Below are 24524 nucleotides of genomic sequence, written 5' to 3'. Positions count from 1 at the left end.
TGCAGGATTGCAGGGCTCCACAGGCTGGCGCACTGAGCCACCGTGGACCGGCCATTTCAGCACGGTCCACCTGACAACAGCGCTTACTGCACCGAGTAGCCGCGGCCCGTCATGCAGGCCCGCCAGGCTTGCCAGTACGACGTCATGGCCCAGTCATTGCTGGCTTGCGCCTGTGCACTGGCGGCAACGGCCTGGCGGCGTTGCTGGCGATGCGCCACGCCACCCGCGATGGTTCCGACTGCCGCGCCCGCCGCGGCGCCCTTGCCTGCGTCGCCGCCGATCGCGCCCGCCACGGCGCCAGCAGCAGCCCCGCCCGCCGCGCCGCGTATACGCTCACCACCGGGCACGATGACCGGAACCGGCGTGCTTGCCACCCGGTACGGATTGATGCCGGTCTGCTGTCTGGCCCAGCCGTAGCAGGCGCCATCGTCATTGGTCTGCTGATACGCCGATTGCCCTCGCGCCGGATAGGCGTAGGGCTTCTGCAGCATGGTCTGAGCCCGCGCCGTTGCGGCCGTGCCGGATACCGCGCCCGACATCAGAACGAATGCCGTACACGCGGCAAGCGCAAAGTCTGGACGATTGCTCATAAGCTCTCCTGATGAGGTGCCAGGTCCGGGGCACCCACGGGCGTCGGTCCGTCATGCCCCGGTGATACCGGCGCACGCCCAGGCGTGACGGCATCCGGCGGTGGCAGCCGACGCTGCGCCGCTTGTCCCTGGCCAAGGAAGAAATGCCCGCCGGGGAGGCGGGCAAACTGCGAGGTCTTGCCTGGGGAAATACCCAAGACGGGTGCCTGCAAGACGGTCTGTACCCGTCCCCTCAATGCTGACTGCGCAGAGGTGCGTTCGCAATCACAGGAATTAGAAAGAGGCGGGCCGGCGTGCCGGCAATGCTGCTAGCCAGCGGACAGGCACTGGCACAACTGCCTGAGGCTTTGTGCGATATACGCGGACTGAAGCTCGATCTCGTCGTCCCAGCCGTCCGCATCCGCGGCGTAGTCGCGCAGGTCTTCGCACAGCTCGGCCAGTTCTGACGGCCCGACGACCGCCAGGCCGCCCGCGATACGGTGCAGCAGTTGCGCCAGCCCAGTCATGTCCCGTCCGGCCCGAATCGCGTCGTACTTGTCGAGATCCGCTCCGGTCTGGGCGAGGAATGCTTCGACATATCCGGCAGGAATCCGTGGCAACTCGGGGAGAGCATCGTCACCGGGCGATGCGGTTGTCTGCTCCACGTCCTCATGGCCAACGCCATCGTCACCGCGTGCAAGAACCGACGCCAGCGCGGCGAGAGACACCGGCTTGGTCAGATAGCCAGTGAATCCCCTTGCCCGCCCTTCGGCGACATCCTCGGGCCGTGCGCTTGCGCTCACGGCATAGACGGGGATGTCGATGCCGGCGTGCCTCATTTCCCGAAGCAGGTCGAAGCCGTTCATGACGGGCATGTCGATATCGGTCAGGACCGCGTTCATGCGATTCCCCCTCAGTGCCGCCATGGCCTCGATGCCATTGCCCGCGACGATGACTCTCGCGCCCAGTGCGCGAAGCTGGTCGCGCAGCAGATTCCGGTTCAGCAAGTTGTCTTCCGCGATCAGCACGGCGTGGCCCACAAGCGGCGATGTGGGGCGCCCGACAAGGCCTTCCTCGCTCCGCTTCGGTGGCTGTGCTCCGGTGATGACCGCCAGCGCTGCTGCATGGATGCCTGCGAGGCTATAGCTGGAAACCTCGCGGCCGCCATCCGGCCGTGTCGTCGCAACCAGCGGCCCCAACTGCTTCAGCCAGACGACCGAGGCCGGCTTCGGCCACCAGGCCATGACGTGCCCAGGATCAAATGCCTCGGTCACCAGCAGGCAGTCATAGCTGTCTGCATCCACGGGCTCATCCAGGTTTGAGCGCGCCGACGGCTGGCACGCGCCCCAGTCGAAGTGGTTCAGCAATCCCTCGATGCACTCGGGTTCGCGGGACAGCACCAGCGTCCGGTTCGGCGGCAAGCCTGGGCGCACCGGGGGCGGCACCGCGTCGGACACGCCCAGCGGCAGACGAACCGTGACGCGCGTTCCCACGCCCAGGGTGCTGTCCAGCATGATGCGGCCACCCATCCGTTCCACCAGCCGCATGCAGATCGACAGGCCCAGCCCGGTTCCCCGCGCCTGGGCGATCCGATTGTCGGCGACCTGGGAGAACGGCTGGAAGAGCCGGTCCCGGTACTCATCCGGTATGCCGATGCCGGTATCGGCGATGACGATCTCCAGATTCCCTTCCAGCCATTGCGCGCGCAGGACGATCTTGCCCGCCTGGGTGAACTTGAACGCGTTGCCAAGCAGGTTGTTGACGATCTGGGTCAGGCGCACGGGATCGAGATCGAGCTGCGAGGGAATGCGGCTGCTGTACACCGCCAGGAAGCTCAGTCCGCGCTGCGCGGCAAGCGGGGCATGGGCGATCGCGATGCGGCCGAGAAGCTCCGTGACGGATACGGGCTGTACCTCGATGCTCAATGCGCCCACGTCGATCTTCGAGAAATCGAGCACGTCGTTGACGATCTGCAGCAGTCCCTCCGCCGACACCTGCATCGCGCCCACCCTCATCCGCTGCTCCGGCCCCAGAGGCCCCATTGCGACGAGTTCCATGTTACCCAGCAGCGAGGCAAGCGGCGTGCGAATCTCGTGGCTCATCGACGCGAAGAAGGCCACCCTGGCCCTGGCGGCCGCTTCGGTCGCGAGCCGGGCTTCATGCAGGAGCCGCTGTGCACGCGCCGCTTCCGCATAAGTGCCGGTCAGGAAGCGATAGTTCCAGTAGCGGTACATCGCGAACAGCAATGCAATCAGCACGGCTGTGATTGCGCCGATGACAATCAGTTCCTCCGTCATCCCCCGAATCTGATGCCCGATCGGGAGCGCGAAGATCAGGTGCCCGAAATCTGCCACGAGTGGCGGGCGGCGCACTGCCCAGCCATAGTCCGGGACCCAGTGGAATAATCCGTCCGGCCGCGCTTCCAGCCTGGCATTCAGGTGTTGCGCGTTGGCCCGTGCGCCGGCCGCGACCAGCGGAGTGCCAAGGCTGTCGAACACGATCGGTTCGGGGATCGACAGGTTGGGCCCGGCAGGCCGCAGTAGCTCGTGCAGTGGGATGCGTGTCAGCACGACCGCGTAAAGCGTGTCTCCCTTCGCGACCAGCGATGCGCCAACCATCTCCGGATCGGTGCCTGCCGCACTGGCCGGGACGCCCAGCCATTCGACGCGTTTTTCCCTCGCGGCCTGCAGAACATCGATATCGCGGCTCCGGAAGCGATCGAGGATCGTCCTGGTGATGAGTGCCGGCGGCATCGGCGGCGGTATCGACCGCGCCGCCGATCCCGATGCATCGGGCGATTCATAACGATACGTCGCACCGCTGGCGATCGAGATCATTTCGATCGACGGCCTCTGGCTGGCGGCAATCAGCGTGCCGACCGACTGGTCGCAGCTCTGCTGCAGCACGTCGTCGGCCGGCGCGGACGGAAAAACCTGCGTGCAGAGGCCGCCCTGACTGCCCGGTGAGAGCGCAAGCGTGCCATTGGCACGCAGTTCCAGGATCAGGTTGCTCGCGGCCAGTGTACTCCGGCGTTCGAGGACGGCATCGACGACACCCTGCTCATACAGGCGGGCCACCTGCTCCTGGGCGCGCAGCGAGCCATTTAGCTGAACGAACACGCCCGTGGAGGCGATTGCCACGGCAAGCAGCCCCAGCAACACAATCACCAGCGAGAAGACCCGGCGTTCCCGCTGCAGATTCCGCTCAACCGCGCGGAGGTCGGGCGACGGCTCGAACGTGCCCTGCATCATGTCAGACCGTTGTCGCGCGCGTACGCGACGAGGTCCGCGTTGCTGGTGATGTTCAGCTTGCGCATGGCCGAGCGCTTCTGTGTCGCCACGGTCGCCAGCGTGCGGTGGAGGTATCCGGCGATTGCGGTGACGGTGCTTCCCGCGGCGAACATCCGCACGACTTCGATCTCCTTCGGAGACAGCGCGCTGGCGCTTGCGCCTGCCAGCGCGCCGGCGCTCGACATCCTGGCCGATACCCCCGGCGACAAGCGCAGGCCCTGACCGGAGATCGCATCAATGCAGATCTGCCGCAGGATGCCTGGGTCCTCGTTCTTCCCCACGATGCCGGCGATACCGGTCTCCTGGATGCGCGTGAGCAGACCGCCGTTGGTCAGCATCGTAAAGACGACGATCGGCGTGTCGGGGCTGGACTGCTTGAGTCGCCGGATCAGGCGAAGTCCGTCATCGCTCTCTTCGGAACGTCCCATTGTGAAATCCGTAACAATGAGATCGGGCCGGTGCGCCTCCAGCGCAGCGAAAAGCTCCCTGCCGGAAGCGCACATCGCAGAAACCTGGACATTCGGGATCTCGCTCAGGGTGGTCTTGACGGCGAGTTGAATCACCGGGTGATCGTCCGCGATCACGGCGGAGATGGTACGTGGTGGCATGCGCGTTAATTCTCCACACCCCGGATCGGCTCCGGGAGGGTATCTGCTACTACAGCCTGCAATGGATGGTCCGGCCTTGAGGCGAGAAATGCCTTCGCTCGCTCAGCGGCACAATGAATGAATCGGGGTGGCGCGACCAGCCGGGGGACCAGCCTGCATAGGGCTCGCGATTGTATCAATTGGCCCACACATCCATTTGACGAATCGGGTCAGTTGCTTGACTGATCGTCCCACGGGCCGCACAGGCCGCAAACCACTGACGGTGCCGACGGCGTCTTGGGTGACGCCCCGGTCCAGGTAAGCCTTGCCGCCTCGGCCTGCAGGATTGATGGGCAGCGGGGACCTCGTAACTACTGCGGACATAGCTCCATTGACGAGCCGCTGCGCTGGCCAATTGGCCAGCGAACGCCGTACTATCAACATCACCCTGCATTCACCGTTGACCGCAAGCCGTGTAGCGGTTCGCCAGCAATTACGAGATAGCCATGCCCCGATACGTTGCCTTTCTTCGCGGCGTCAGCCCGATGAACGCCCGGATGCCCGAACTCAAGCGCTGCTCGAGGCCGCGGGCTTCTCCGAAGTGAAAACCTTGCTCTCCAGCGGCAACGTCGTGTTCGACGCGCGATCGTGGTCACTGGCCAGCCTGGAGCGACGCGCCGAGAAGGCGATTCAGTCTGAACTAGGCCACAGCTTCGACACCTTCGTCCGGCCGGCCCGCTATCTCCAGGACCTCATCGACTCGGACCCTTTCGCCGAGCTCAGCCTTGCGCCTTCGGCCAAGCGGATTGGCACCTTTCTCCGCAGCCCGGTGCCGCCAGACGTGAAGCTGCCCATCGAGCGCGACGGCGCAAGCATCGTCAAGGCCCGTGCCACGGAGGTCTTCAGCGCCTACGTGCCCGACCCGAAGAAAGGCCCGGTGTTCATGCGCCTGCTCGAACGCTCGTTCGGAAAGGACATCACCACTCGCACGCTCTACACGGTCATCAAGTGAGCCAGGGCATAGGCCTTATGCGTAAGGCGATCGCCCGGACACTCGCACCGACTGGCTGAAACGGGTCGAACGACCTCATTCATCTACGCTGCCCGGGTGTTGTTTCGAGGCTACTCCATGGGCTGTTCAGTCCGTACCACCAGTTCCATGAACCCTGAATTCTGGTCGTACTCCCGGGCAAAACGATGTTCGGGAAGCAGCGCCAGCAATATCTCCGCGGTTGTACGGACCGTGCAACCGCGTGCCACATGACCACCGAACACTCGCCCGCGCGAGTCCGCAACCGACATATGCAGGTGCGCTCCATCCGATGACAGGGATCCGGCGAGCGTCAGGACTTCCAGATTGCCACGCAGTTCGGTAGGGCCTTCCGCCCCGGCAAATCGCAATTGGGCAACGCTGAGGCTCCCGATGCCCTGGATGACGAAGGCCGCATGCAGCTTGAGCTGACTCAGCACGTCTTCGAGTGCGGCACGCAGATCGTCGCCGGGAGAGAGGCGTAAGGGATGTGCTTGCATCACGCGGCTCCAGGTTGGGGCTTCGTGACAGGTTAAAGCGAATTGAGACCAATCGCAATTGAGCACCAGCTTTCGCTCATTGGCGTCGTGCTCTGCGCGGCACGAGGGTTTCGACGGCCGCCAACTTCCGGCCGGGGTCGGTCGCGTAACACGTTACGTTACACGTAACGCCTCCCCCGCGGCTGCCAGTCGCCCGCAAAGGCCGGCAGGTCTGCGTCAGCCTCCCGGAAACCCGCAGCGGGCCTGGCTCCCGCGCTTGCGCGCGATGGCACGAGGCTGCCTTGCCAGAGTTGGCATTGCCCTTGCTGGTTCTGGTGCAGGGCGCTGGCCACGAAGCCAACGCCGGCAAACCGGAGGAGACAAGGATGAGCTGGACGAACCGTGGAGCGGCCGCCTGGGAGCAAGTCCTGGGGCGCAGCCGCGAGGCACATGCCGTGGTGATCGATGACATGCCGGTGTACCGGCACGGAGTCATGCGGCTGCTCGGGGAAATGCCGGGCATTGGCCGGGTCGAACTCGTGGAGACGGATGCGCTGGCGGCACGCAATGCGCGCCTGCCGGCTCCGCCATTGCTCGTGTTCGGCATGCCGCCGGATCTTGCCGACGGCTGGCACCTGCTGCGCCTGGCCAGCCTGGTGCTGAAGCCAAGGCGCCTGCTGCTGGTCTCGGATAATATGTGGCTGCGTCTGCCGCCAGGCCTCGACGGCCGGTTTGCCCGCTCCCTATCCAGGTCCGCTTCGCTCGCAACGGTCGAACGGGACGTGCGCGCGCTACTGGAGCTTCCGTCCGCTGCGGAAGCCCCGCCCGGGCAAGACGCCGGGTCCGTAGCCTTCCAACGCCCGTTTCACGTGCTCGCGTAAGCCGTTCATGCGGCCACGGACTGCCTGCAACGGCCGCGCACTACTTATAGAGCTGCGGCGAACCCAGCACGAAAACTCTTGCGCTCCGGAGAAATAAAAAGGCCCCACGGGTTACGTGGGGCCAGACGGAACTGCAGGCAAGTCGCCTTACGGCCGGTCAACCGAAATATCGTAGAAACTATTGGCCGGATTGACGCTGATCGCCACGGTCAGGCCTGTGTTTGCCACGTTCATGCCGATAACCTCAGCGGCATTTGGTGCGGCAGGGCGATAACGCAGCCCATCCGACGGCATGTTGTTATGCCAAAGATCGACGCGACCGTCGTTACGTTGACGAGTATAGGTATTTGCTGCCGTGTCGACGGACGTCACCGTGTTCGAATACTCCGAGATTTCGGTCCCCCCGTTGATATTGATCACAGCATCCCAGTAGGCGTTGACGGCCCCCACGGCCGGCAGACCACGCGGCGTCGGCCGCTTTGCGATCATGAAGCCGCCCTTGTGCACGATCACAACCGCGACGCCGCCATCGACGCCCTTGAAGGCGAACGCTCGGGCCGTTCCTGTCGAATCCGTGACATTGAATCCGCCATCCGCGTTGACTGACACGACCGGAAGGTCTTCCGCAGGCCAGGGCGAGCAGCCGCTCAACCCGCAGTCGGCACCGCTGGCGAACTTTCCAGTGCTGTCCACGGTGAACTTGATCAGTCCCGGCGCGAGCGTGCCGCCGCCCTCGGGCCGTTCGAAGCCCATGGCGATCCAGTCTCCGGTGATTTCGCTCAGCGGAATGGTCTGGTCAGGAATCACCAGGCTGGATGGGCCGTTGCGGCGCTCAAGGCCGATACCGGACTTGGAGACCAGCAGCCTGGCGTCGGTGTTGCCGAAGCGGCAGGCCTGCGTGTCGTTCGCCTGGAATTGTTCGACCGCCCCGGTCGTGTCGTTCGTCTGCGTCAGCTTGACCGCATCGATTGTGAACCTCTGCACGCTGTTGGCAGTGAGGCCAACCTTCTGGTACTTGCCGCTGCGGAACGTCGCGCAGGTTGCCGACGCGGGCTGGAGAATGGTTTGCACGCCGGCTGCCGAGCCGCTGTTGGACGCGACAGCAGCAGACAGCTGGGAAAGGGAGGTTTGCGACGACTCGAGCGCGGCGCCGAGCGTATCGAGCTTCTGGTCAAGCGCATTGCCCGGCGTGTCGCCATGCGCGGCGACCAGCGTGCCCTTGAGCGGGTCCACGCCAGCGAGATCGACCGTCCCGGAAAGGATCAGTTTGACGGACTCCACCGCAGTGGCTACACCGTCCGTGGTCAGCTTCGCCTGTGCCTGAGCGTCAAAGCTGTTGAAGAAGTCCTGGGTGCTGCCGCCTGCGATCGACGCAGTGATCAGTTCGGTGAGAGGCGTGATATTGGCGGCGGCAGTCGTGCCGGTTCCAGCTTCCACGACGGAGTGAAGGATCGTGCCGTCGGGGGTCGTTACGCTGAGCACGCACGGACGCGTGGCGTCGGGAATGCTGATGGTAAACGTCCCGTCGGCGGCTGTGGTGGCGGTACCACTGCCGTTGGCGCACTTGGCCTGGACCGTGGCATTGGGCAACGCGGAACCCACGGCGGCCGTTCCCGCGATGGTGGTGGCCGGTGTGCCAGGCGTCGACGGCGTCGATGGCGCCGACGACTGGGTGTCCGAGGACCCGCCTCCGCACGCGGTCAGTGCTGCCGCTGCAATAGCGGATATTAGAAGTCTGATTTTCATGGTTTTGATTTCCCCCTGTCGTATGAATGAATGCAAGCTCGTTGCCTCACCCGTTCACTGTGGGCGATCGAAACCACCCGGGGGCGATTCTGCGAAGAACGCAGAGCGACGCGCATCATTCATTCAGATGAAAATCCGCAGATACCCCCAATGAGAGGGGCATAAATCCCCTGACAGCTTGGGCAAGCTAGGCGGGTCCGTAAGAGACCGTCAGCGTCGCGACAATCAGGCAATCGCTGAATTAGAGAGCTTTGGGGAGAAGGGGAATTGCCAAGGGATCATCTCATCGGGGACCTCTATGAGGCCGCAGTCCGGGAGGACGGCTTTCTGGAGGTGTTTCAGACAGTCGCCGAATCATTGGGCGCCAATGTATTCCATATGTTCAGCTGGGATGCACTGCGCAACGCCCCGCGTCTGTCCATCTACACGCCCGACAGGGACTGGGATGCCATCGTCGAGAGTTACGATCAGTACTACGGCGCATTGGATCCACGGCGCAGCTTTGTCGAAGCCGCGGCCCTAGGCGAATTTGTCTGCTGCCAGGACCGCCTTACCGAGCAAGACGTTGCGCGCAGCGAGTTTTTCCAGGACTACCAGCTTCCGTCAGGGTTGCGCTATCTGCAGGGCGTACGCCTGGCTCGCGCCGGCAGTGATGACATTCTGCTGGGCTTGCTGCGAGCGAAAGACAGGCCGCCATACACACTGGAAGAGCGCGCCGCGGCGGCGGGCCTGGTCGGGCACCTGCAGCGCTCCATCAACCTCTGGCAGGACGCCAGGACCCTGCATCGCGACGCCGCGCTTGGCAATGAACTGATGGAGCAGCTGGGCCTTGCGGTGTTCACGCTGGACAGGCGTTTTCGGCTGGTCTTTGCCAACCAGGCTGCCGAAGCGATGCTGCGCGCAAGCGCCTGTTTGAAACTGGAGCATGAGCGCCTGGCCGCGACCACAGCGGCCGAGAATGATGGCCTGCAGGCGGCCATGGCGCGCGTGGGAAAGACGCGCAAGGGCGAAAGCCTGGCGTTGCGGGCCGCATCGGGAGCCACGCCCGAAATATTCCTCAATATCGCACGCGTTCCCGGCCGGGACACGCGCGCGGCGTTTGGCGATGCAACCCTCCTGGTTACAGCCAGGCGGCGCGGCACGGCGCCGCTGGTAACCGCAAGACAGTTGCAGGGGGCCTTCAGGCTGTCAGCGGCCGAGGCGGCTGTGGCTGAAGCGTTGATTTGCGGCAAGACCCCTGACGAGTACGCCGCCAGCGCCAGGGTCTCGCTCGCCACCGTGCGTACGCAGTTGCGGGCGATTTTCGACAAGACAAACACGCGATCCCAGGCCGAAGCCGTGGGGGCAATGCTGTGGGTGCTATCGCAGGCGGGGGGTTGATCGCTAGGCTGGCCTGATACCAGGGTACACGTTATGGCCGCCGCTGATGAGCCGCCAGCATGGACTACATTCAGCCAGTGGCCGCTATGCCTGAGAACTCAAAGGTTCAGCAGACGTGCGGCGTTGCCCCCAACGACCATGCGCTTCTGGTCATCAGGCAGAGCGAGACGATCCAGGAAGCGCACGGGTTGCTCATAGCCCATGTCGAAGCAATAGTCGCTGCCGAGCACGAGGCGGTCCGCCCCAATGTTCCGAATGAGAAAGTCAAGGGTTGGGCCGGAGTGCGAGATCGTATCGTAGCTAAACCGGCGCAGGTAGCTGCTGGGCTTCTGTGCCACGCGCTTCGTTTCCGAACGCATCGACCAGCCCGCATCGATCCGCCCGACAAGGATTGGCAGAGCGCCACCCGCGTGAGGCAGGGAGAAGTGCAACGCAGGATACTTGTCCAAGACCCCGCCCAGAATCAGATGGGACGCAGCGATCGCGGTATCGAACGGATTGCCGAGCAAGTTGCTCAAATAAAAGTCGGCGAGTCGCGCGCCGCCCACTGTTTGCTGGGGATGAAGAAAGATCGGCAGATTCAGCTGCTCGATGCGCTTGAATATCGGCGAAAACAGCGGGTCATCGAGGTCACGATTGTTGATGTTCGTTCCCATGTAGATGCCGCGCACGCCCGGCAATCCCGCCGCAAATTCAAGTTCATCGATCGCGTCATTCGCATTCAGCATCGGCAGCGTCGCCAGTACGACGAACCTGGTGGGATGCTTCCGGTGGACATCGGAGGCCGCGGTGTTCCATGCTCTGGCGAGCTTTGCGTTGAGTGTGCGATCGGCCCAGTAGACCATTGGCACGCTCAGGGAGATGGCCTGGACGTCGACCCCTGAATTGTCCATGTCCCGGACGCGCTGCTCCACGTCGATAAATTTCATGGGCAGAGGCCCCAGTCCGCCGGCAGGTGTCTGGAACGTGAAGGAGTCGTCGTTGCGGAAAAAGTGGCCGCCGAACTGCTTCCCTTCGCCACCCAGAAGCCCCAGGAAGCTTTCGGAATAATAGTGCGCGTGTATGTCGATCGAAAGCGGTTTGCCGGTGCCCGCAGCGGCCGTGGACGGCTGCGCAGCCAACGCTGGCAATCCTGCCATCATGCCCGCGGCGATTGCACTCACCGAACCAAGCAGTCGACGCCGTTTGGGCGATACGCAGCAAGGACAATCCATGTCTCTGTCTCCTTTTATTGTTGAAGTTCCAAGCACCACTTGCCTTCATCCGGCCTATTCCGGCGTGTGGCCAGCGCGGCTTGGAGGACGCTGACCATGCGTACGCAAAGTACAACGCCAGTCAATTTATCGTTCGATTATTTGCGTGGCATTGTAGGACGGTGGGCTTCAATCAGAAAGCGGAGAAAGATCCGGGATTACCCTGTTGTCGCGGCCCGATGAGCGCCGGCGGCGGGGACCAGCGCCAGGACGCGGCCCGATAAGAGTCCAGTGTGCTCTCTTGGTCGCACACCAGCCGATAGCACCTAGGGTAAATCCTCACATGCATCACGCTTGGCCCTCCGGACCCGCTCGCCTACAATTTATCTACCGATCACTTATCGATCGATAAATAGCAGAGGCAGCCATGGCAATTATGAAACTTGCGCACTACTCGATCCGCACCACGGACCTCGACCGGTCGTGCGCCTTCTATCAACGCATTCTTGGTTTCCGTCAGGGATACCGCCCGCCGTTCGATTTCCCCGGCGCCTGGCTGTATTTGGGAGATGACGAAAGCGAGTTCGGCGTGGTGCACATCATCGGCGTCGATCCGGACAACCTCTTTGGCCTGAGTGCCTATCTGGGTGACCGTCTTCTCCCGGTTTCCGGCACCGGCACAGTCGACCACATCGCCTTCCTTGCCACCGGTGTTCAGGAAATGTGGGCGAAGCTGAAAGCTGAAGGCGTGGCTTGGCGCGACCGCACGGTGCCGAGCCTAGGCCTGCACCAGGTGTTCATCGAAGACCCGTCTGGCGTCACCATCGAACTGAATTACCCCGCTGCAGAAGTCGCGGGCCTTGACATCCCAGGTGGCAGCGCGACTGCGCACAGCATGGCAGTGACAGGAGAATGATCATGACAGTATTTTCCAGGCAGCCCAAGGCGATCGTAGTGGGTGGCTCGCTGGGCGGGCTCTTTGCGGCCAATCTTCTGTCTCGCGACGGCTGGGACGTCGAAGTCTTCGAGCGCGTTCCTGAGGCGCTCGCAGGCCGCGGTGCCGGCATTGTCACGCACCCCGAGTTGTTCGAAGCGCTGGCCGCGGCAGGTGTCCAGGTCGACGATTCGATCGGTGTGCGCGTGCAGTCGCGCCTGACGCTGTCACAGGACGGATCAGTGCTCTCGCAGCGGGAAATGCCTCAGATGCTGACGGCTTGGGGCAAGATGTATCAGGTGCTGCGCGCAGCCTTCCATTTGGGTTGTTATCGACCGGGGGGAAGCGTGGTTTCCGTCGAGAGCGAGCCGGGTCGTGCCGTCGTGACCCTCGATGATGGTTCCACGCATTCTGCCGATCTTGTCATTGCCGCCGACGGTTTCCGCTCCGCGCTGCGCGAGCGTCTGCTGCCTGATGTCCAGCTCCAGTACGCGGGCTACATTGCGTGGCGCGGCCTGGTGGACGAAATGGCGCTCAGCGAGTCCACGCGGGATGCGCTGTTCGAAAAGTTCGGGTTTTGCCTCCCACCGCACGAGCAGATTCTCGGCTACCCGGTGGCCGGCCAAGACAACAGCACCCAGCCCGGCGAGCGACGCTATAACTTCGTGTGGTATCGCGCCACCAGCGAGGACATCGATCTGCCCAATCTGCTGACCGACGCCAGCGGCAAGCGCTGGTCGGGTGGTATTCCCCCTACGCTGATCCGCCCCGACGTGCTCGCGGACATGGAAGAAGCGGCGCTGACCCTGCTGGCGCCCCAGTTTGGCGAAGTCGTGACAAAGGCCGCGCAACCGCTGTTCCAGCCAATCTTTGATCTTGAAGTCCCGCGCATGGCGTTCGATCGCGTCGCGCTGTTGGGCGATGCCGCCTTCGTGGCGCGACCTCACTGCGGTATGGGTGTGACCAAGGCTGCAGGCGATGCCATGGCACTGGTGAAGGCGCTGCGGGCTCACGACACCGTACCGGCGGCGCTCGAAGGCTACAGCGCTGAGCGCGTTCAAGTGGGGGCGGCGATCGTCCAGCACGCCCGCCACCTCGGCGCCTACATGCAGGCCCAGCTCAAGGACGAGACCGATCGCCAGATGGCCGAGCGCTATCGCACGCCGGAAGCAGTCATGCGCGAGACGGCGGTGTCGACGCGATTCTGATCGCATTACCGCATACCGCTATCCCCGGCGGCGGTGCGCTGCCAGCCAGTTACGCTGCCGCCAACAATAGAGAAGATCCGTCCAAATGGAGACAAGCATGGAACACCTTGCCGCAACGTATCCGCCAAGCGGTGATGAGGCAACATCGACGCCGCTTCCCCCACCCAATCCGGTGCTCAGCAACCCGGCATTCCAGGCGCTGGTCCGCGCGCGCCGCAGCTTCGCGTATACGCTTACGACTCTCATGCTGGCGGTGTACTTCGGGTACATCCTCACGCTCGCCTTCAACCCGGCGCTGCTCGGACGTCCATTGACGCCGGGACAGCCAATGTCCATCGGCATTCCGATCGGATTCGGCATGTTCGCGATCACCTTCTTCCTCGTCGCCCTGTATGTCCATCGTGCCAACACCGTGCATGACGCGATGATTCACGCGATTCGCGAAGGGGCGGCAAAATGAAGCGACTTTCACTGTTCATTGCATTGTTTTCGGCCACCTTGCCAGCCATCGCCGCCACACCGACGGTCGGCCAGGGGCTGAACGTCATCGCCATCGTGATGTTTCTGGTCTTCGTCGCATCAACGCTGCTGATTACGCGCTGGGCCGCCAGGAACACCCACAGCGTTGCAGATCACTACGCCGCGGGGGGCAAGATCACCGCCATGCAAAACGGCTGGGCCATCGCCGGCGACTATATGTCCGCCGCGTCCCTGCTCGGCATCTCCGCACTTGTCTTCACCAGCGGCTATGATGGTCTGATCTATTCGATCGGCTTTCTGGCAAGCTGGCCCATTATCCTGTTCCTGATTGCAGAGCCACTGCGCAACCTGGGCCGGTTTACCCTGGCCGACGTGGTCTCCTACCGCTTGCAGCAACGCCCGATCCGCGCGTTCTCGGCGTCGAGCTCGATCGTCATCGTGCTGCTTTACCTGGTTTCGCAAATGGTGGGCGCGGGCAAGCTGGTGGAGCTGCTGTTCGGCTTCAACTACACGGCGGCAGTAGTGCTGGTCGGTGTGCTGATGGTCATCTATGTCTTTTTCGGCGGCATGCTGGCGACGACGTGGATCCAGATCATCAAGGCTGTCCTCCTGCTGGCAGGCGCGGGATTCATGGCGTTCATGGTGCTGGGCCGCTTTGGCTTCAGCCTCAATACCTTGTTCGCCGAGGCTATCGCGGCCCACGGCAAGCACACCGCGATCATGAGTCCGGGAGGCCTTGTCTCCGATCCGGTCTCGGCCGTCTCCCTCGGGCTCGCGCTAATCTTCGGCACAGCGGGACTACCGCATATCCTGATGCGCTTCTTTACGGTCGCTGACGTCAAGGCGGCGCGCAAGAGCATCCTGTATGCGACCGGCATCGTCGGGAGTGGCTACGCGCTGATCATCATCATCGGCTTCGGCACGATTGCGCTCGTTGCCAACGACCCCCTGTATCACAACGCCTCGGGCGCGGTAATCGGCGGTGTCAACATGGTCGCCGTGCATCTGGCGCATGCCGTAGGTGGCAACGTCTTCCTTGGCTTCATCTGCGCGGTGGCATTCTCTACCATCCTGGCGGTGGTTGCGGGCCTGACGCTGGCTGGCTCATCGGCCATCTCCCATGACCTTTATGCCAAGGTGCTGCGCCAGGGCACGGCGACGGACAAGGACGAAATGCGGGTGTCGCGCATGACGACACTGGTGCTCGGGGTGTTGTCGATCCTGCTGGGCATCCTTTTTGAGAAGCAGACCATCGCTTTCATCGTCAGCCTGACGTTCTCCATCGCCGCCAGTTCTAACTTTCCCGTGCTGCTGCTCTCCATTTACTGGCGCGGGCTGACCACGCGGGGTGCCGTCGTCGGCGGCTCGCTCGGCTTGTTGACTGCGGTGCTGCTGACGGTGCTGAGCCCGACGGTCTGGGTCCAGGTGCTGGGACACGCGAAGGCGATCTATCCCTACGAATATCCAGCGCTGTTCTCGATGCTGGTCGCGTTTGCGGGAATTTACGTCTTCTCTGTGACTGACAAATCCGCTCGCGGCGCGCGGGAGCGCGGTGCCTTCCGCAATCAGCTGGTGGATTGCGAGCTGGGCTTGATCAAGCGTCAATAAGCGGGGGCTGCGGCGGGGTGTCCGGCGCCAGTTCGGCCGGACTCCCCTCACCGCGGCGCAGGGCTAGCCGTGCACATCCGGGCTGATTCGGCATATTCCAATTTATCACTTGATTGGTACAATGGAAGCGGCACCCCCCATCCGGGGCTCTGCACAGGTGAACAAATGGAACGAGGCGCCACCACAGCCAAGCACGGCATACCGGCCAAGCCCGGCAAACGGCTGCTCCCGGAAGAGCGGGAACAGCAGATTGTCCAGAAGGCCATCGAGCATTTCACCCGGAATGGTTTCTCCGGCAGCACCAGGGAGCTGGCGAAGCAGATCGGCGTTACGCAGCCGCTGCTTTACCGCTATTTCGAGAGCAAAGATGCCCTGATTGAGCGCGTCTACAATGAGGTCTTCCAATGGCGGCCAGATTGGGAGCGGCAAATCGCCGACCGGTCTACTCCGCTGGCGCAGCGGCTCTACGCCTTCTACCTCGACTATGCGTCAGTGATCTTACGCGAGGAGTGGATCAGGATCTTCATTTTCGCCGGCCTGACGCGCGAAGGCATCAACAACAAATACCTCAGCAAGCTTCGCAGCAAGGTCTTCCTGCCCGTGCTGGCCGAAGTCCGGGCAGAGTACGGTATCCCGGAACCGCGCAGCGCCGCCGAGCTTGATGCCGAGGTCGAGATGATCTGGAGTCTGCACGCCGCCATCTTCTATCTGGGCGTGCGCAAATGGGTCTACGGGCTCAAGGTCCCGGCTGACCTGGGCGGCGTTGTGCGCCAGAAGGTCGATATGTTTCTGCAGGGCGCGCCCGCTGTCATGCGGAGCCTTCGGCTCTGACATGGACAAGCTGCTGGCATTGAGAGTTTTTGTCGAGACTGTCGACGCCAAGGGCTTCTCTTCTGCGGCCAGACGGTTGAGCCTTGCCACCTCGTCCGTGACGCGCATGATGGACAGTCTCGAGGAAGATCTCGGTGCGGTCCTATTGAACCGGTCGACGCGGCAGGTCACGGTTTCTGCTGCCGGTGCCGCCTACTACCAGCGCGCGCGAAAGATCCTGGATGCCGTTGCGGAAGCGGACGCCCAGATCGCCGACCGCGGCGACACGCCGGTCGGCCAACTGCGCGTCTCGCTGCCGGTTGCGTTCGGGCGGCGTTGCATCGCGCCTTTTCTGGGCGGTCTGCTGGCACGTTATCCCAAGCTCGAGCTGGAAGTGACGCTGACGGACGAGATCGTGGACTTGCTTAGCGAGCGTATTGACTTGTCCATCCGGCTTGGCAGTGCGGCATCGCTGGATGATGTGGTTGCGCGCCAGATCGGCACGTTCCGCCGCAAGGTAGTAGCCAGCCCGGCCTATCTCCTGCGCCACAGCCTCCCCGCAGCACCACTGGACCTGGCGGGGCACGAGTGCTTGCGGTTCAGCTATGGCGTGGGGCAGCAAGTCTGGACCTTTGTCCGTGACGGCGAAGAGGTGCAAGTCCCCGTTCGTGGCAACTTCAGAAGCAACAATTCCGAGGTACTGCGCGAGCTAGTGATGTCCGAAACAGGTATCGCGCTGTTGCCGGACTGGCTTGTCGCAGAAGACATCCAGCGCGGAAATCTGACGTCGCTCTTCGATGACTGGTCCGTCAACCCGAACCGCGCCACTTCCGCCATCTCGGCACTCTTCCTGCCCAACCAGCGCGGGTCAAGGCGTATTGGCGCGTTTCTCGACTTTCTTGGCGAGATTCCCGGGCCGACTTATCGGGGCGATACCGCACGGTAGCCCCCCGCCACTGCCAGTGCGAAACACTGGCCATGGTGGCACGGAATCCTGTGATGGTCCCGTACCCGGCGCCTGAGCCATCGTGCGCCGTCCAGCACTCATCCGGCAGCCGGGGTCCCAACCAACGCAACCTCACCTTGCCGCCCACGCAATGCTTCTTTGCGCGGCAGACCGATTCTCGCCGGATGCACCGGCCCCTACTCTGTGAACCATCTCTTCCGAGATCCGGGCACGCCAGGCATTGCCCTGCCGCCCCGCATTGATCGTACCGACTTGATGGAGATTTACCGTGACCAAGCATCTGATGACCCCCGTTCACATTGGCAACCATACGCTCTCGCACCGCGTCGCGATGGCGCCGTTGACGCGCTCCCGGGCGGGCCAACCGGGCAACGTTCCGACCGCGATGAATGTCGAGTATTACCGCCAACGCGCCAGCGCAGCACTGATCGTCACGGAAGCAACGCAAATCTCACAGCAAGGCCAGGGCTACGCCTGGACGCCGGGGATCCACTCCGGAGAACAGGTGCAGGGCTGGCGTGCCATCAGTGATGCCGTGCATGAGGGCGGCGGCACCATCTTTCTGCAACTCTGGCACGTCGGTCGCGTATCTCACCCGGTCTTCCAGCCTGATGGTGCGCTGCCCGTGGCACCCAGTGCGCTGCCTGTGCCTGGAAAGACGTTCATTCTGGACGAAAGCGGCAACGGTGTCTGGGGCGACGTACCGGTTCCCCAGCCGTTGACCACCTCGGGCATTCGCGACATCGTGGAGGACTACCGGCGTTCCGCCCGCAACGCCATCAGGGCAGGCATGGACGGGGTCGAGATCCACGCCGGCAACGGTTACCTCCTCGACCAGTTCATCAACTCCAACAGCAACGCGCGTACTGACGCCTATGGCGGCAGCATCGAGAACCGGTCTCGTCTGCTGCTCGAAGTCGTCGACGCCGTCATTGCGGAAATCGGGGCTTCGCGGGTTGCCGTGCGGCTGACGCCAATGGGCCGCTTCATGGGCATGGGCGATGACACCCCAGAGGCCACCTTCGGCCACATTGTGCGCGCGCTGAGCGAGCGGCGCATGGCCTACTTGCATCTGGTCGAGCCGGCCATGGTCGGAACCGACAAGGACGATGACACCGATCCGCGCTGGGACGCGATCATTCGGCAACTGCGCACGGAATACCGCGGCGTGCTGATGCTCGCTGGCGGCTACGACCGCGACAGCGCGGAACAGGCGCTTGCCGACGGACGTGCGGACATCATCGCCTTTGGCCGTCCGTTCATTGCCAACCCTGACTTGCCAGCGCGCTTCCGGAACGGCTTGCCGCTGAATACGCCCGACACCGCTTCCTTCTTTGGCGGCGGGGCCAGTGGCTACATCGACTATCCGAGTGCTACCTGAGCCAGGCCTGCGTGGGATGCCTGCCCACGCAGGGAACGCGCGCCACCGGGTTTCTTTAAGCTACTGCCCGGGCCGGCGAGTCCGCTCGCCGCCGTGACGCCTCGCGCTCGGCAGGTCGACAACGCCCATGCCGGATATTCCCTGGCGCACTGCGTCGACAAAGAGCCGAAGTCTTGCTGGGTAGAAGCGGGCATAGGGATAGATCAAGTACATTGGCAAAGGCTCCGCCTGCCAATGCGGCAGAAGGTGCAGCAGCTCGCACTCTTTGTGAATCGGGCTTCGTGGCGTGCCTGGTGGAAGACATGTGGCGCAAGGCAGACACGCGAACCGTTAAGGCGTCCACGTGGCAAAATTGCTTCACTCGGCCGCCGTGACCAGCTCACCGGTACGACAGTTGCGGAGACATTGGTTCGATGCATCCGGTCCGGAAACACCGGCAGTTATCGACTTGAGAGCGGAACACGGCAGATGAACTCATTGTTTTCCTTCGGCACTGAGACGGGCGTCGGCTTCCAGGTCGCATGGGAGGACGGCGATCGCGTTGTCGGTCGAGGCTGGCTCCTCGGTCCGGAAGGCGAGCCGAAAGCTGTACTGGCTGTGTGGCCCGCAGCCGAGCACCCGCCCCCCTCTACCCTCGCTCGCCTCGCTCACGAATACGGCTTGAAGGGTGAGCTGGACGGCAGTTGGGCAGTGCGGCCGCTAGCGCTTGTGGGGGAACATGGTCGGACTGTTTTGCTGCTTGAGGACCCCGGCGGCGAGCCGCTTGCCGGGCTACTGGGCGCCCCCATGGAAGGGGGCCGTTTCTTGCGCCAGGCGATCAGCATCGCCGCGGCCCTGGACCAGCTCCATCAGCGGGGCCTTATTCACAAGGACCTCAAGCCGGCCCATATCCTGGTGAATGATGCCCTTGGCGAGGCGCGGCTGACAGGCTTCGGCATTGCCACGCGCCTGTCGCGCGAGCGCCAGGGACTGGCGCCACCGGAAGAGATCGCCGGCACGCTGGCCTACATGGCCCCCGAGCAGACCGGACGCATGAACCGGCCAATCGACGCGCGCAGCGACCTCTATTCGCTTGGCGTCACGCTCTACCAAATGCTCACCGGCGTGCTGCCGTTTGCCACCGACGACCCGATGGATCTGCTGCACAGTCATCTCGCCCGGCAGCCAGTACCGCCGGCGGAGCGGATACCGTCGATCCCGGCCTTGCTCTCCGCCATCGTGATGAAGCTGCTCGCCAAGACGGCGGAGGAGCGCTACCAGACGGCAGCCGGACTGGAGGCCGATCTACGGCGCAGCCTGACCGCATGGGAAAGCCTGGGACGCGTTGACACCTTCCCGCTTGGCGAGCATGACCTGCCTGATCGGCCGTTGATTCCGGAACGGCTCTACGGACGGGAGCGCGAGATTGAGACCTTGCTCGCTGCCTTCGACAGGGTAGTAACCCAGGGCACGCCGGAGATTGTGCTGGTCTCCGGCTACGCCGGTATCGGGAAGACCTCGGTCGTGTTTGCGTTGCGCAGCGCACTGGCTCTCAGGAATGGCCTCTTTGCCTCGGGCAAGTTCGATCAATACAAGCGCGACATCCCGTATGCGACGTTGGCACAGGCTTTCCAGAATCTGATCCGCCCACTGCTGGGCAAGAGCGAGGCCGACTTGGCGCCCTGGCGCGCCACACTGGCGCAGGCGCTGGGCCCGAATGGCGGCCTCATGGTGCCGCTCATACCCGAGCTCGGGCTGATTCTGGGGCCGCAGGCGCCGGTTCCGGAGCTGCCGCCGCGCGACGAGCAGCACCGATTCCAGATGGTTTTCCAGCGCCTGCTTGCCGTCTTTGCCCAACCCGCGCATCCGCTGGCACTCTTTCTCGACGACCTGCAGTGGCTGGACGCGGCAACACTCGATCTGCTCGAGTATCTGGCGACCCAGCCGGAGGTACGCCACGTGCTGCTGATCGGAGCCTATCGGAATGACGACGTCAAGCCCGGACATCCGTTGCTACTGCGATTGTCGGCAATCCGCCAGGCCGGGGGGCGGGTAAATGACATCGCACTTTCCCCCCTTGGGTTCGAAGATGTAAGCAGACTCATCGTCGATGCCTTGCATTGCGCACCTGGGGACGCCGCACCTCTGGCCCGCCTGGTGCAGGAGAAGACTGGCGGTAACCCATTTTTCGCCATCCAGTTCCTTACCGCCCTGACCGAAGAGGGGCTGCTTGTTTTCGATCATCGTGGCGCGCGCTGGTCTTGGGACCTTGAGCAGATTCGGTCCAAGGGCTTCACCGACAATGTGGTCGATCTCATGCTCGCCAAGCTGAGGCGCCTTCCAGCGGCGACCCGTAGCGCCCTGAAGCAGTTGGCGTGTCTCGGTAATGACGCGGCGATCGCTACCCTGGCCATGGTCCAGGATGCCAGCGAGGCGGTGCTGGACGCGGCTCTGTGGCCGGCAGTACGTGCCGGACTTGTGTTGCATTTGGGAAATACCTACCGATTCCAGCACGATCGTATCCAGGAGGCGGCCTACGCGCTGATTCCTGAAGACGCGCGGCCGGCAGCGCACCTCGCTATTGGCAGACGGCTCGCTGCGGGCACGCCGCCTGAGGCAATAGCGGAGCGTGTCTTCGAGATCGTCGGCCAGCTCAACCGTGGCGCCGACCTTATCACCGCGGCCGAGGAGCGGGAGCAAGTGGCCGAGCTGAATCTGCTCGCCGGCCAGCGCGCCAAGGCGTCCACGGCCTACGCCTCGGCGCTGACCTATCTCACCGCCGGTGAAGCGCTCATGCAGGGGGACGCCTGGAAGCGCCGGCCCAAGTTTGCTTTCGCGCTCGAGTTCCACCTCGCCGAATGCGAATTTCTGACCGGCGCGCCGGCCGCGGCGGACGCGCGCCTGGCCGAGCTTGCGTGCCGTGCCGCCAGCCTCCCCGATCTGGCCTCCGTCACCCAGCTGCGGCTGGAGCTGTTTCTGGCCCTCGGCCAGCGCGAGCGCGCCGTCGAGGTGGGCCTCGACTACCTGTACCGCGCCGGCGTCCAGTGTTCGGCACACCCGACAGATGAGGAGGTTCTGCAGGAATACGACCGGATGTGGCGGCAACTTGGCGACCGCCCGATCGAGGCGCTGCTCGACCTGCCGATGATGACCAATGCGGTCGCGTGCGAGACCATGGATGTCCTGACCGCGCTGATGCTGCCGGCCTGGTACACCGACGTGAACCTGGGCTCCCTCATCATCGGGCGGATGGCAAACCTCAGCCTCGAGCATGGCAACAGCGACGCGTCGTGCCTCGCCTATACCTGGCTCGGCATGCTCCTGGGGCCTCGGTCCGGCGACTACAAGGCGGCATTCCGCTTCGGCCAGCTCGGCCTGAACCTGGTCGAGCAGCGCGGGCTGGACCGCTTCAGGGCCCGCGTCTACCAGGCTTTCGGCGGCCACGTGATGCAATGGACGCAACCCATCCGTGCCGCGCGCAGCCTGGTGCGGCGCGCTTTCGACGTGGCCAGCAAGCTTGGTGACCTTACCTACGCGTCCTTCGCACGCAACAACCTCATTACGCAGTTGCTCGCCTGCGGCGATCCGCTTGCCGAGGTGCAGAATGAAGCTGAGGCCACGATCGGCTTCGCGCGCCGCGCGAGCTTCGGTCTCGCCGTCGACCGGGTCACCCCCCAGCTCCAGCTAGCGCGAACTCTGCGCGGACTGACCCCGGTGTTCGGCGTCTTCGATGATGATGATTTCAACGAGGAGCAGTTTGAGCGGTATCTGGATGAGGCTCCGGGCCCCGCCCTCGCCACCTGCTGGTACTGGATCCGAAAATTGCAGGCACGCTTCCTCGCCGACGACCACGCAGCCGCCATAACGGCGGCGGACAGGGCAGAAAGTCTCCTCTGGACATCGCCATCGTTCTTCGAGCAGGCGGAATACCACCTCTACGCAGCGTTGGCGCGGGCCGCATGTTGCGGCACGGCCGCCGCGCCAGAACGGACCCGGCACCTGGAGGCATTGGCCGCACATCATCGCCAGCTCCTTGTCTGGTCCGAGCATTGTCCGGAGAATTTCGAGAACAGAGCCGCATTGGTTGGCGCGGAAATCGCCCGCCTCGATGGGCGCGAAGTTGATGCAATGCGCCTCTACGAGCAGGCCATCCGCTCCGCGCAGGACAATGATTTCATCCATAACCAGGCACTCGCCAACGAGCTGGCCGCGCGATTCTATGCTGCGCGTGGCTTTGAAAAGGTTGCCCGCGTGTATTTGCAGGATGCCCGCCATGGCTATCTCCGCTGGGGCGCCGGCGGCAAGGTGCGGCAACTCGATGCATTGTATCCGCACCTCTGGGGGGAAGAGCGAGCACCGGCACCGACGACGACGATCGGGGCGCCGGTCGAACACCTGGACCTCGCCACCGTGATTGCCGTGTCGCAAGCCGTGTCCGGCGAGATCGTCCTGGACAAATTACTCGACACACTCATGCGCACCGCGATTGAACAGGCCGGCGCGGTACGGGGACTGCTGATCCTGCCCCGAGGGGCCGAGCAGCGCATCGCAGCAGAGGCTACGACCAGTGGCGATATTGTCACGGTGCAGCTGCGCGACGAGAGCGTGACTGCGACTGCGCTGCCGGTATCGATGCTCCACTATGTCCTGCGCACCCGCGAGAACATCATTCTCGACAATGCCGCAACACAGAACCCATTTTCCGCCGATCCATACATTCTGCAGCATCATGCCCGATCGATTCTTTGCCTGCCATTGCTCACACAGGCCAAGCTCATCGGGGTGCTCTACCTCGAGAACAACCTCTCGCCACGCGTCTTCGCGCCGAGCCGAACCGCCGTACTGAAGATGCTCGCCTCGCAGGCCGCGATCGCCCTGGAGATTACTTGTTTGTATCGGGATCTCGCACAACGCGAAGCGAAGATCCAGCGCCTGGTTGAGGCCAACATCATCGGGATCTGCATCTGGCACCTGGACGGCCGAATCCTCGAGGCCAATGACGCGTTCCTCCGCATGCTGGGCTACGATCGCGAGGACCTCGCCTCGGCCCCCTTGCGCTGGACGGACCTGACGCCCCCGGATTGGCGCGAGCGTGACGCACGGTTGCTCCAGGACCTTCGGATCAGCGGGACCTTGCCGCCGTTCGAAAAAGAGTTCTTCCGCAAGGATGGAAGCCGCGTGCTCGTTCTGCTAGGGTGCGCGACATTCGAAGAGGGTGGGGACCAAGGTGTCTCCTACATACTTGACCTAACCGAGCGCAAGCGCGCAGAGGAGGCGCTGCACCAGGCACAGGCCGAACTGGCACACGTTACCCGCGTGACGACGTTGAACGCGCTGACCGCGTCGATCGCTCACGAGGTCAACCAGCCACTGGCCGCCATCGTCACCAACGCCAATGCGGCCCTGCGCTGGCTCGCTCGCCAGCCGCCCGATCTCGCCGAGGTGCGAGAGACGTTGGGGCGCATCGTTCAGGATGGCCATCGGGCTGGCGCAGTGATTGGAGGCATGCGTGCGCTGCTTAAGAAGACGGCCGCCGTCACGGCGCGCCTTGACATGAACACCCTTATCGAAGACACGATTGCCCTCATCCAGGGAGAGGTAGGCCGCCATCAAGTCCTGCCCCGGACGGAGCTGGCGCCTGACCTGCCGCCGGTTGTGGGTGACCGGGTGCAGTTGCAGCAGGTGCTCCTGAACCTGATGATGAATAGCATCGAGGCAATGAAAGAGGTGGCAGAGCGGCCGCGGGAACTGCTGATTCGGTCGCGCCTCGACGCATCGGGGGCTGTGCTGGTTGCCGTTCAGGATGCTGGCATCGGGCTGGAGCCGCAAGATCTGGAGCGGGTTTTCCAGACCTTCTTCACTACCAAGGCGGAGGGTCTTGGCATGGGCCTGGCGATCTGCCGGTTGATCGTCGAGGCACACGGAGGGCGGCTGTGGGCGAGCCCCAATGTGCCTTGCGGGGCCGTGTTTCAGTTCACCCTGCCGCCTCAGGACTAGACCGC

Annotated in this window: 16 protein-coding genes and 2 pseudogenes; 11 read left to right on the top strand and 7 right to left on the bottom strand. The window is 63.6% G+C overall.

Annotation, left to right across the window (positions count from 1 at the left end):
- Positions 1-83: 83 nt before the first annotated feature.
- The 3 genes from CNE_RS19575 to CNE_RS19565 form a co-directional block, all read right to left on the bottom strand.
- Entirely contained in the window at positions 84-590 is a 507-nt protein-coding gene (locus CNE_RS19575; protein WP_013952003.1) for a glycine zipper family protein, read from the bottom strand.
- Positions 591-898: 308 nt separating this feature from the next.
- A complete protein-coding gene (locus tag CNE_RS19570) occupies positions 899-3820 on the bottom strand; it encodes a hybrid sensor histidine kinase/response regulator (RefSeq protein ID WP_013952002.1) in 2922 nt (973 codons plus the stop codon).
- Positions 3817-4467: a response regulator transcription factor gene (locus tag CNE_RS19565; RefSeq protein WP_013952001.1), complete on the bottom strand. Its 651-nt coding sequence runs from the start codon at positions 4465-4467 to the stop codon at positions 3817-3819. The genes CNE_RS19570 and CNE_RS19565 overlap by 4 nt, the downstream gene beginning before the upstream one ends.
- A 524-nt stretch (positions 4468-4991) precedes the next feature.
- Between CNE_RS19565 and CNE_RS19560 the strand changes: the two are divergent.
- Positions 4992-5458: pseudogene (locus CNE_RS19560) on the top strand (DUF1697 domain-containing protein).
- Positions 5459-5568: 110 nt separating this feature from the next.
- Here the strand turns inward: CNE_RS19560 and CNE_RS19555 are convergent.
- Entirely contained in the window at positions 5569-5976 is a 408-nt protein-coding gene (locus CNE_RS19555; protein ID WP_013951999.1) for a PPC domain-containing DNA-binding protein, read from the bottom strand.
- 365 nt (positions 5977-6341) lie between these two features.
- Between CNE_RS19555 and CNE_RS19550 the strand changes: the two genes are divergently transcribed.
- The gene (locus tag CNE_RS19550) at positions 6342-6836 is read left to right on the top strand and encodes a hypothetical protein (protein WP_013951998.1); all 495 of its coding nucleotides are present in this window, start codon (positions 6342-6344) and stop codon (positions 6834-6836) included.
- A 147-nt stretch (positions 6837-6983) separates the two neighbouring features.
- Here CNE_RS19550 and CNE_RS19545 read toward each other — a convergent pair whose 3' ends face one another.
- Entirely contained in the window at positions 6984-8582 is a 1599-nt protein-coding gene (locus CNE_RS19545) for a hypothetical protein (RefSeq protein ID WP_013951997.1), read from the bottom strand.
- Between the two features lie 267 nt (positions 8583-8849).
- Between CNE_RS19545 and CNE_RS19540 the strand changes: the two genes are divergently transcribed.
- Entirely contained in the window at positions 8850-9962 is a 1113-nt protein-coding gene (locus tag CNE_RS19540) for a helix-turn-helix transcriptional regulator (RefSeq protein WP_013951996.1), read from the top strand.
- Between the two features lie 98 nt (positions 9963-10060).
- On the opposite strand, the gene CNE_RS19535 is transcribed toward CNE_RS19540, so the two are convergent.
- Complete coding sequence (locus tag CNE_RS19535) at positions 10061-11176, bottom strand: amidohydrolase family protein (protein WP_013951995.1); 1116 nt, start codon at positions 11174-11176, stop codon at positions 10061-10063.
- A gap of 406 nt (positions 11177-11582) precedes the next feature.
- Between CNE_RS19535 and CNE_RS19530 the strand changes: the two genes are divergently transcribed.
- From CNE_RS19530 to CNE_RS19500, 7 genes are all read left to right on the top strand, one after another.
- The gene (locus tag CNE_RS19530; RefSeq protein ID WP_013951994.1) at positions 11583-12071 is read left to right on the top strand and encodes a VOC family protein; all 489 of its coding nucleotides are present in this window, start codon (positions 11583-11585) and stop codon (positions 12069-12071) included.
- Positions 12072-12073: 2 nt separating this feature from the next.
- On the top strand, positions 12074-13297 hold the full coding sequence (locus CNE_RS19525) for an FAD binding domain-containing protein (RefSeq protein WP_013951993.1): 1224 nt from the start codon (positions 12074-12076) through the stop codon (positions 13295-13297).
- Between the two features lie 97 nt (positions 13298-13394).
- Complete coding sequence (locus CNE_RS19520; protein ID WP_013951992.1) at positions 13395-13757, top strand: DUF485 domain-containing protein; 363 nt, start codon at positions 13395-13397, stop codon at positions 13755-13757.
- Positions 13754-15385, top strand: coding sequence for a cation acetate symporter (locus tag CNE_RS19515; protein WP_013951991.1), 1632 nt, complete (start codon positions 13754-13756; stop codon positions 15383-15385). The genes CNE_RS19520 and CNE_RS19515 overlap by 4 nt, the downstream gene beginning before the upstream one ends.
- A 165-nt stretch (positions 15386-15550) precedes the next feature.
- A complete protein-coding gene (locus CNE_RS19510) occupies positions 15551-16216 on the top strand; it encodes a TetR/AcrR family transcriptional regulator (RefSeq protein WP_013951990.1) in 666 nt (221 codons plus the stop codon).
- A gap of 1 nt (position 16217) precedes the next feature.
- Complete coding sequence (locus tag CNE_RS19505; RefSeq protein ID WP_013951989.1) at positions 16218-17141, top strand: LysR family transcriptional regulator; 924 nt, start codon at positions 16218-16220, stop codon at positions 17139-17141.
- A gap of 289 nt (positions 17142-17430) precedes the next feature.
- Positions 17431-18543 carry an alkene reductase gene (locus CNE_RS19500; RefSeq protein ID WP_013951988.1) on the top strand — a complete coding sequence of 371 codons (1113 nt, stop codon included), beginning with the start codon at positions 17431-17433 and terminating at the stop codon, positions 18541-18543.
- Positions 18544-18603: 60 nt separating this feature from the next.
- Here the strand turns inward: CNE_RS19500 and CNE_RS42135 are convergent.
- Positions 18604-18798 (bottom strand): annotated as a pseudogene (locus tag CNE_RS42135) (LysR family transcriptional regulator); the annotation flags it as partial.
- A 213-nt stretch (positions 18799-19011) separates the two neighbouring features.
- On the opposite strand from CNE_RS42135, the gene CNE_RS19495 reads away from it, so the two are divergent.
- Positions 19012-24519 carry a trifunctional serine/threonine-protein kinase/ATP-binding protein/sensor histidine kinase gene (locus CNE_RS19495; RefSeq protein ID WP_013951987.1) on the top strand — a complete coding sequence of 1836 codons (5508 nt, stop codon included), beginning with the start codon at positions 19012-19014 and terminating at the stop codon, positions 24517-24519.
- The last annotated feature ends 5 nt before the right edge of the window (positions 24520-24524 follow it).

The organism is Cupriavidus necator N-1 (assembly GCF_000219215.1).
GTDB lineage: Bacteria > Pseudomonadota > Gammaproteobacteria > Burkholderiales > Burkholderiaceae > Cupriavidus > Cupriavidus necator.
Note: the sequence above shows the minus strand (reverse complement) of the source record. Positions and strands in the feature narration are given on the sequence as shown.

Coding starts and splice junctions, on each gene's coding strand:
- CNE_RS19550 (WP_013951998.1), top strand. CDS start 6,342: ATGAGCTGGACGAACCGTGGAGCGGCCGCCTGGGAGCAAGTCCTGGGG.
- CNE_RS19545 (WP_013951997.1), bottom strand. CDS start 8,582: ATGAAAATCAGACTTCTAATATCCGCTATTGCAGCGGCAGCACTGACC.
- CNE_RS19575 (WP_013952003.1), bottom strand. CDS start 590: ATGAGCAATCGTCCAGACTTTGCGCTTGCCGCGTGTACGGCATTCGTT.
- CNE_RS19520 (WP_013951992.1), top strand. CDS start 13,395: ATGGAACACCTTGCCGCAACGTATCCGCCAAGCGGTGATGAGGCAACA.
- CNE_RS19570 (WP_013952002.1), bottom strand. CDS start 3,820: ATGATGCAGGGCACGTTCGAGCCGTCGCCCGACCTCCGCGCGGTTGAG.
- CNE_RS19510 (WP_013951990.1), top strand. CDS start 15,551: ATGGAACGAGGCGCCACCACAGCCAAGCACGGCATACCGGCCAAGCCC.
- CNE_RS19495 (WP_013951987.1), top strand. CDS start 19,012: ATGAACTCATTGTTTTCCTTCGGCACTGAGACGGGCGTCGGCTTCCAG.
- CNE_RS19565 (WP_013952001.1), bottom strand. CDS start 4,467: ATGCCACCACGTACCATCTCCGCCGTGATCGCGGACGATCACCCGGTG.
- CNE_RS19515 (WP_013951991.1), top strand. CDS start 13,754: ATGAAGCGACTTTCACTGTTCATTGCATTGTTTTCGGCCACCTTGCCA.
- CNE_RS19530 (WP_013951994.1), top strand. CDS start 11,583: ATGGCAATTATGAAACTTGCGCACTACTCGATCCGCACCACGGACCTC.
- CNE_RS19535 (WP_013951995.1), bottom strand. CDS start 11,176: ATGGATTGTCCTTGCTGCGTATCGCCCAAACGGCGTCGACTGCTTGGT.
- CNE_RS19555 (WP_013951999.1), bottom strand. CDS start 5,976: ATGCAAGCACATCCCTTACGCCTCTCTCCCGGCGACGATCTGCGTGCC.
- CNE_RS19505 (WP_013951989.1), top strand. CDS start 16,218: ATGGACAAGCTGCTGGCATTGAGAGTTTTTGTCGAGACTGTCGACGCC.
- CNE_RS19525 (WP_013951993.1), top strand. CDS start 12,074: ATGACAGTATTTTCCAGGCAGCCCAAGGCGATCGTAGTGGGTGGCTCG.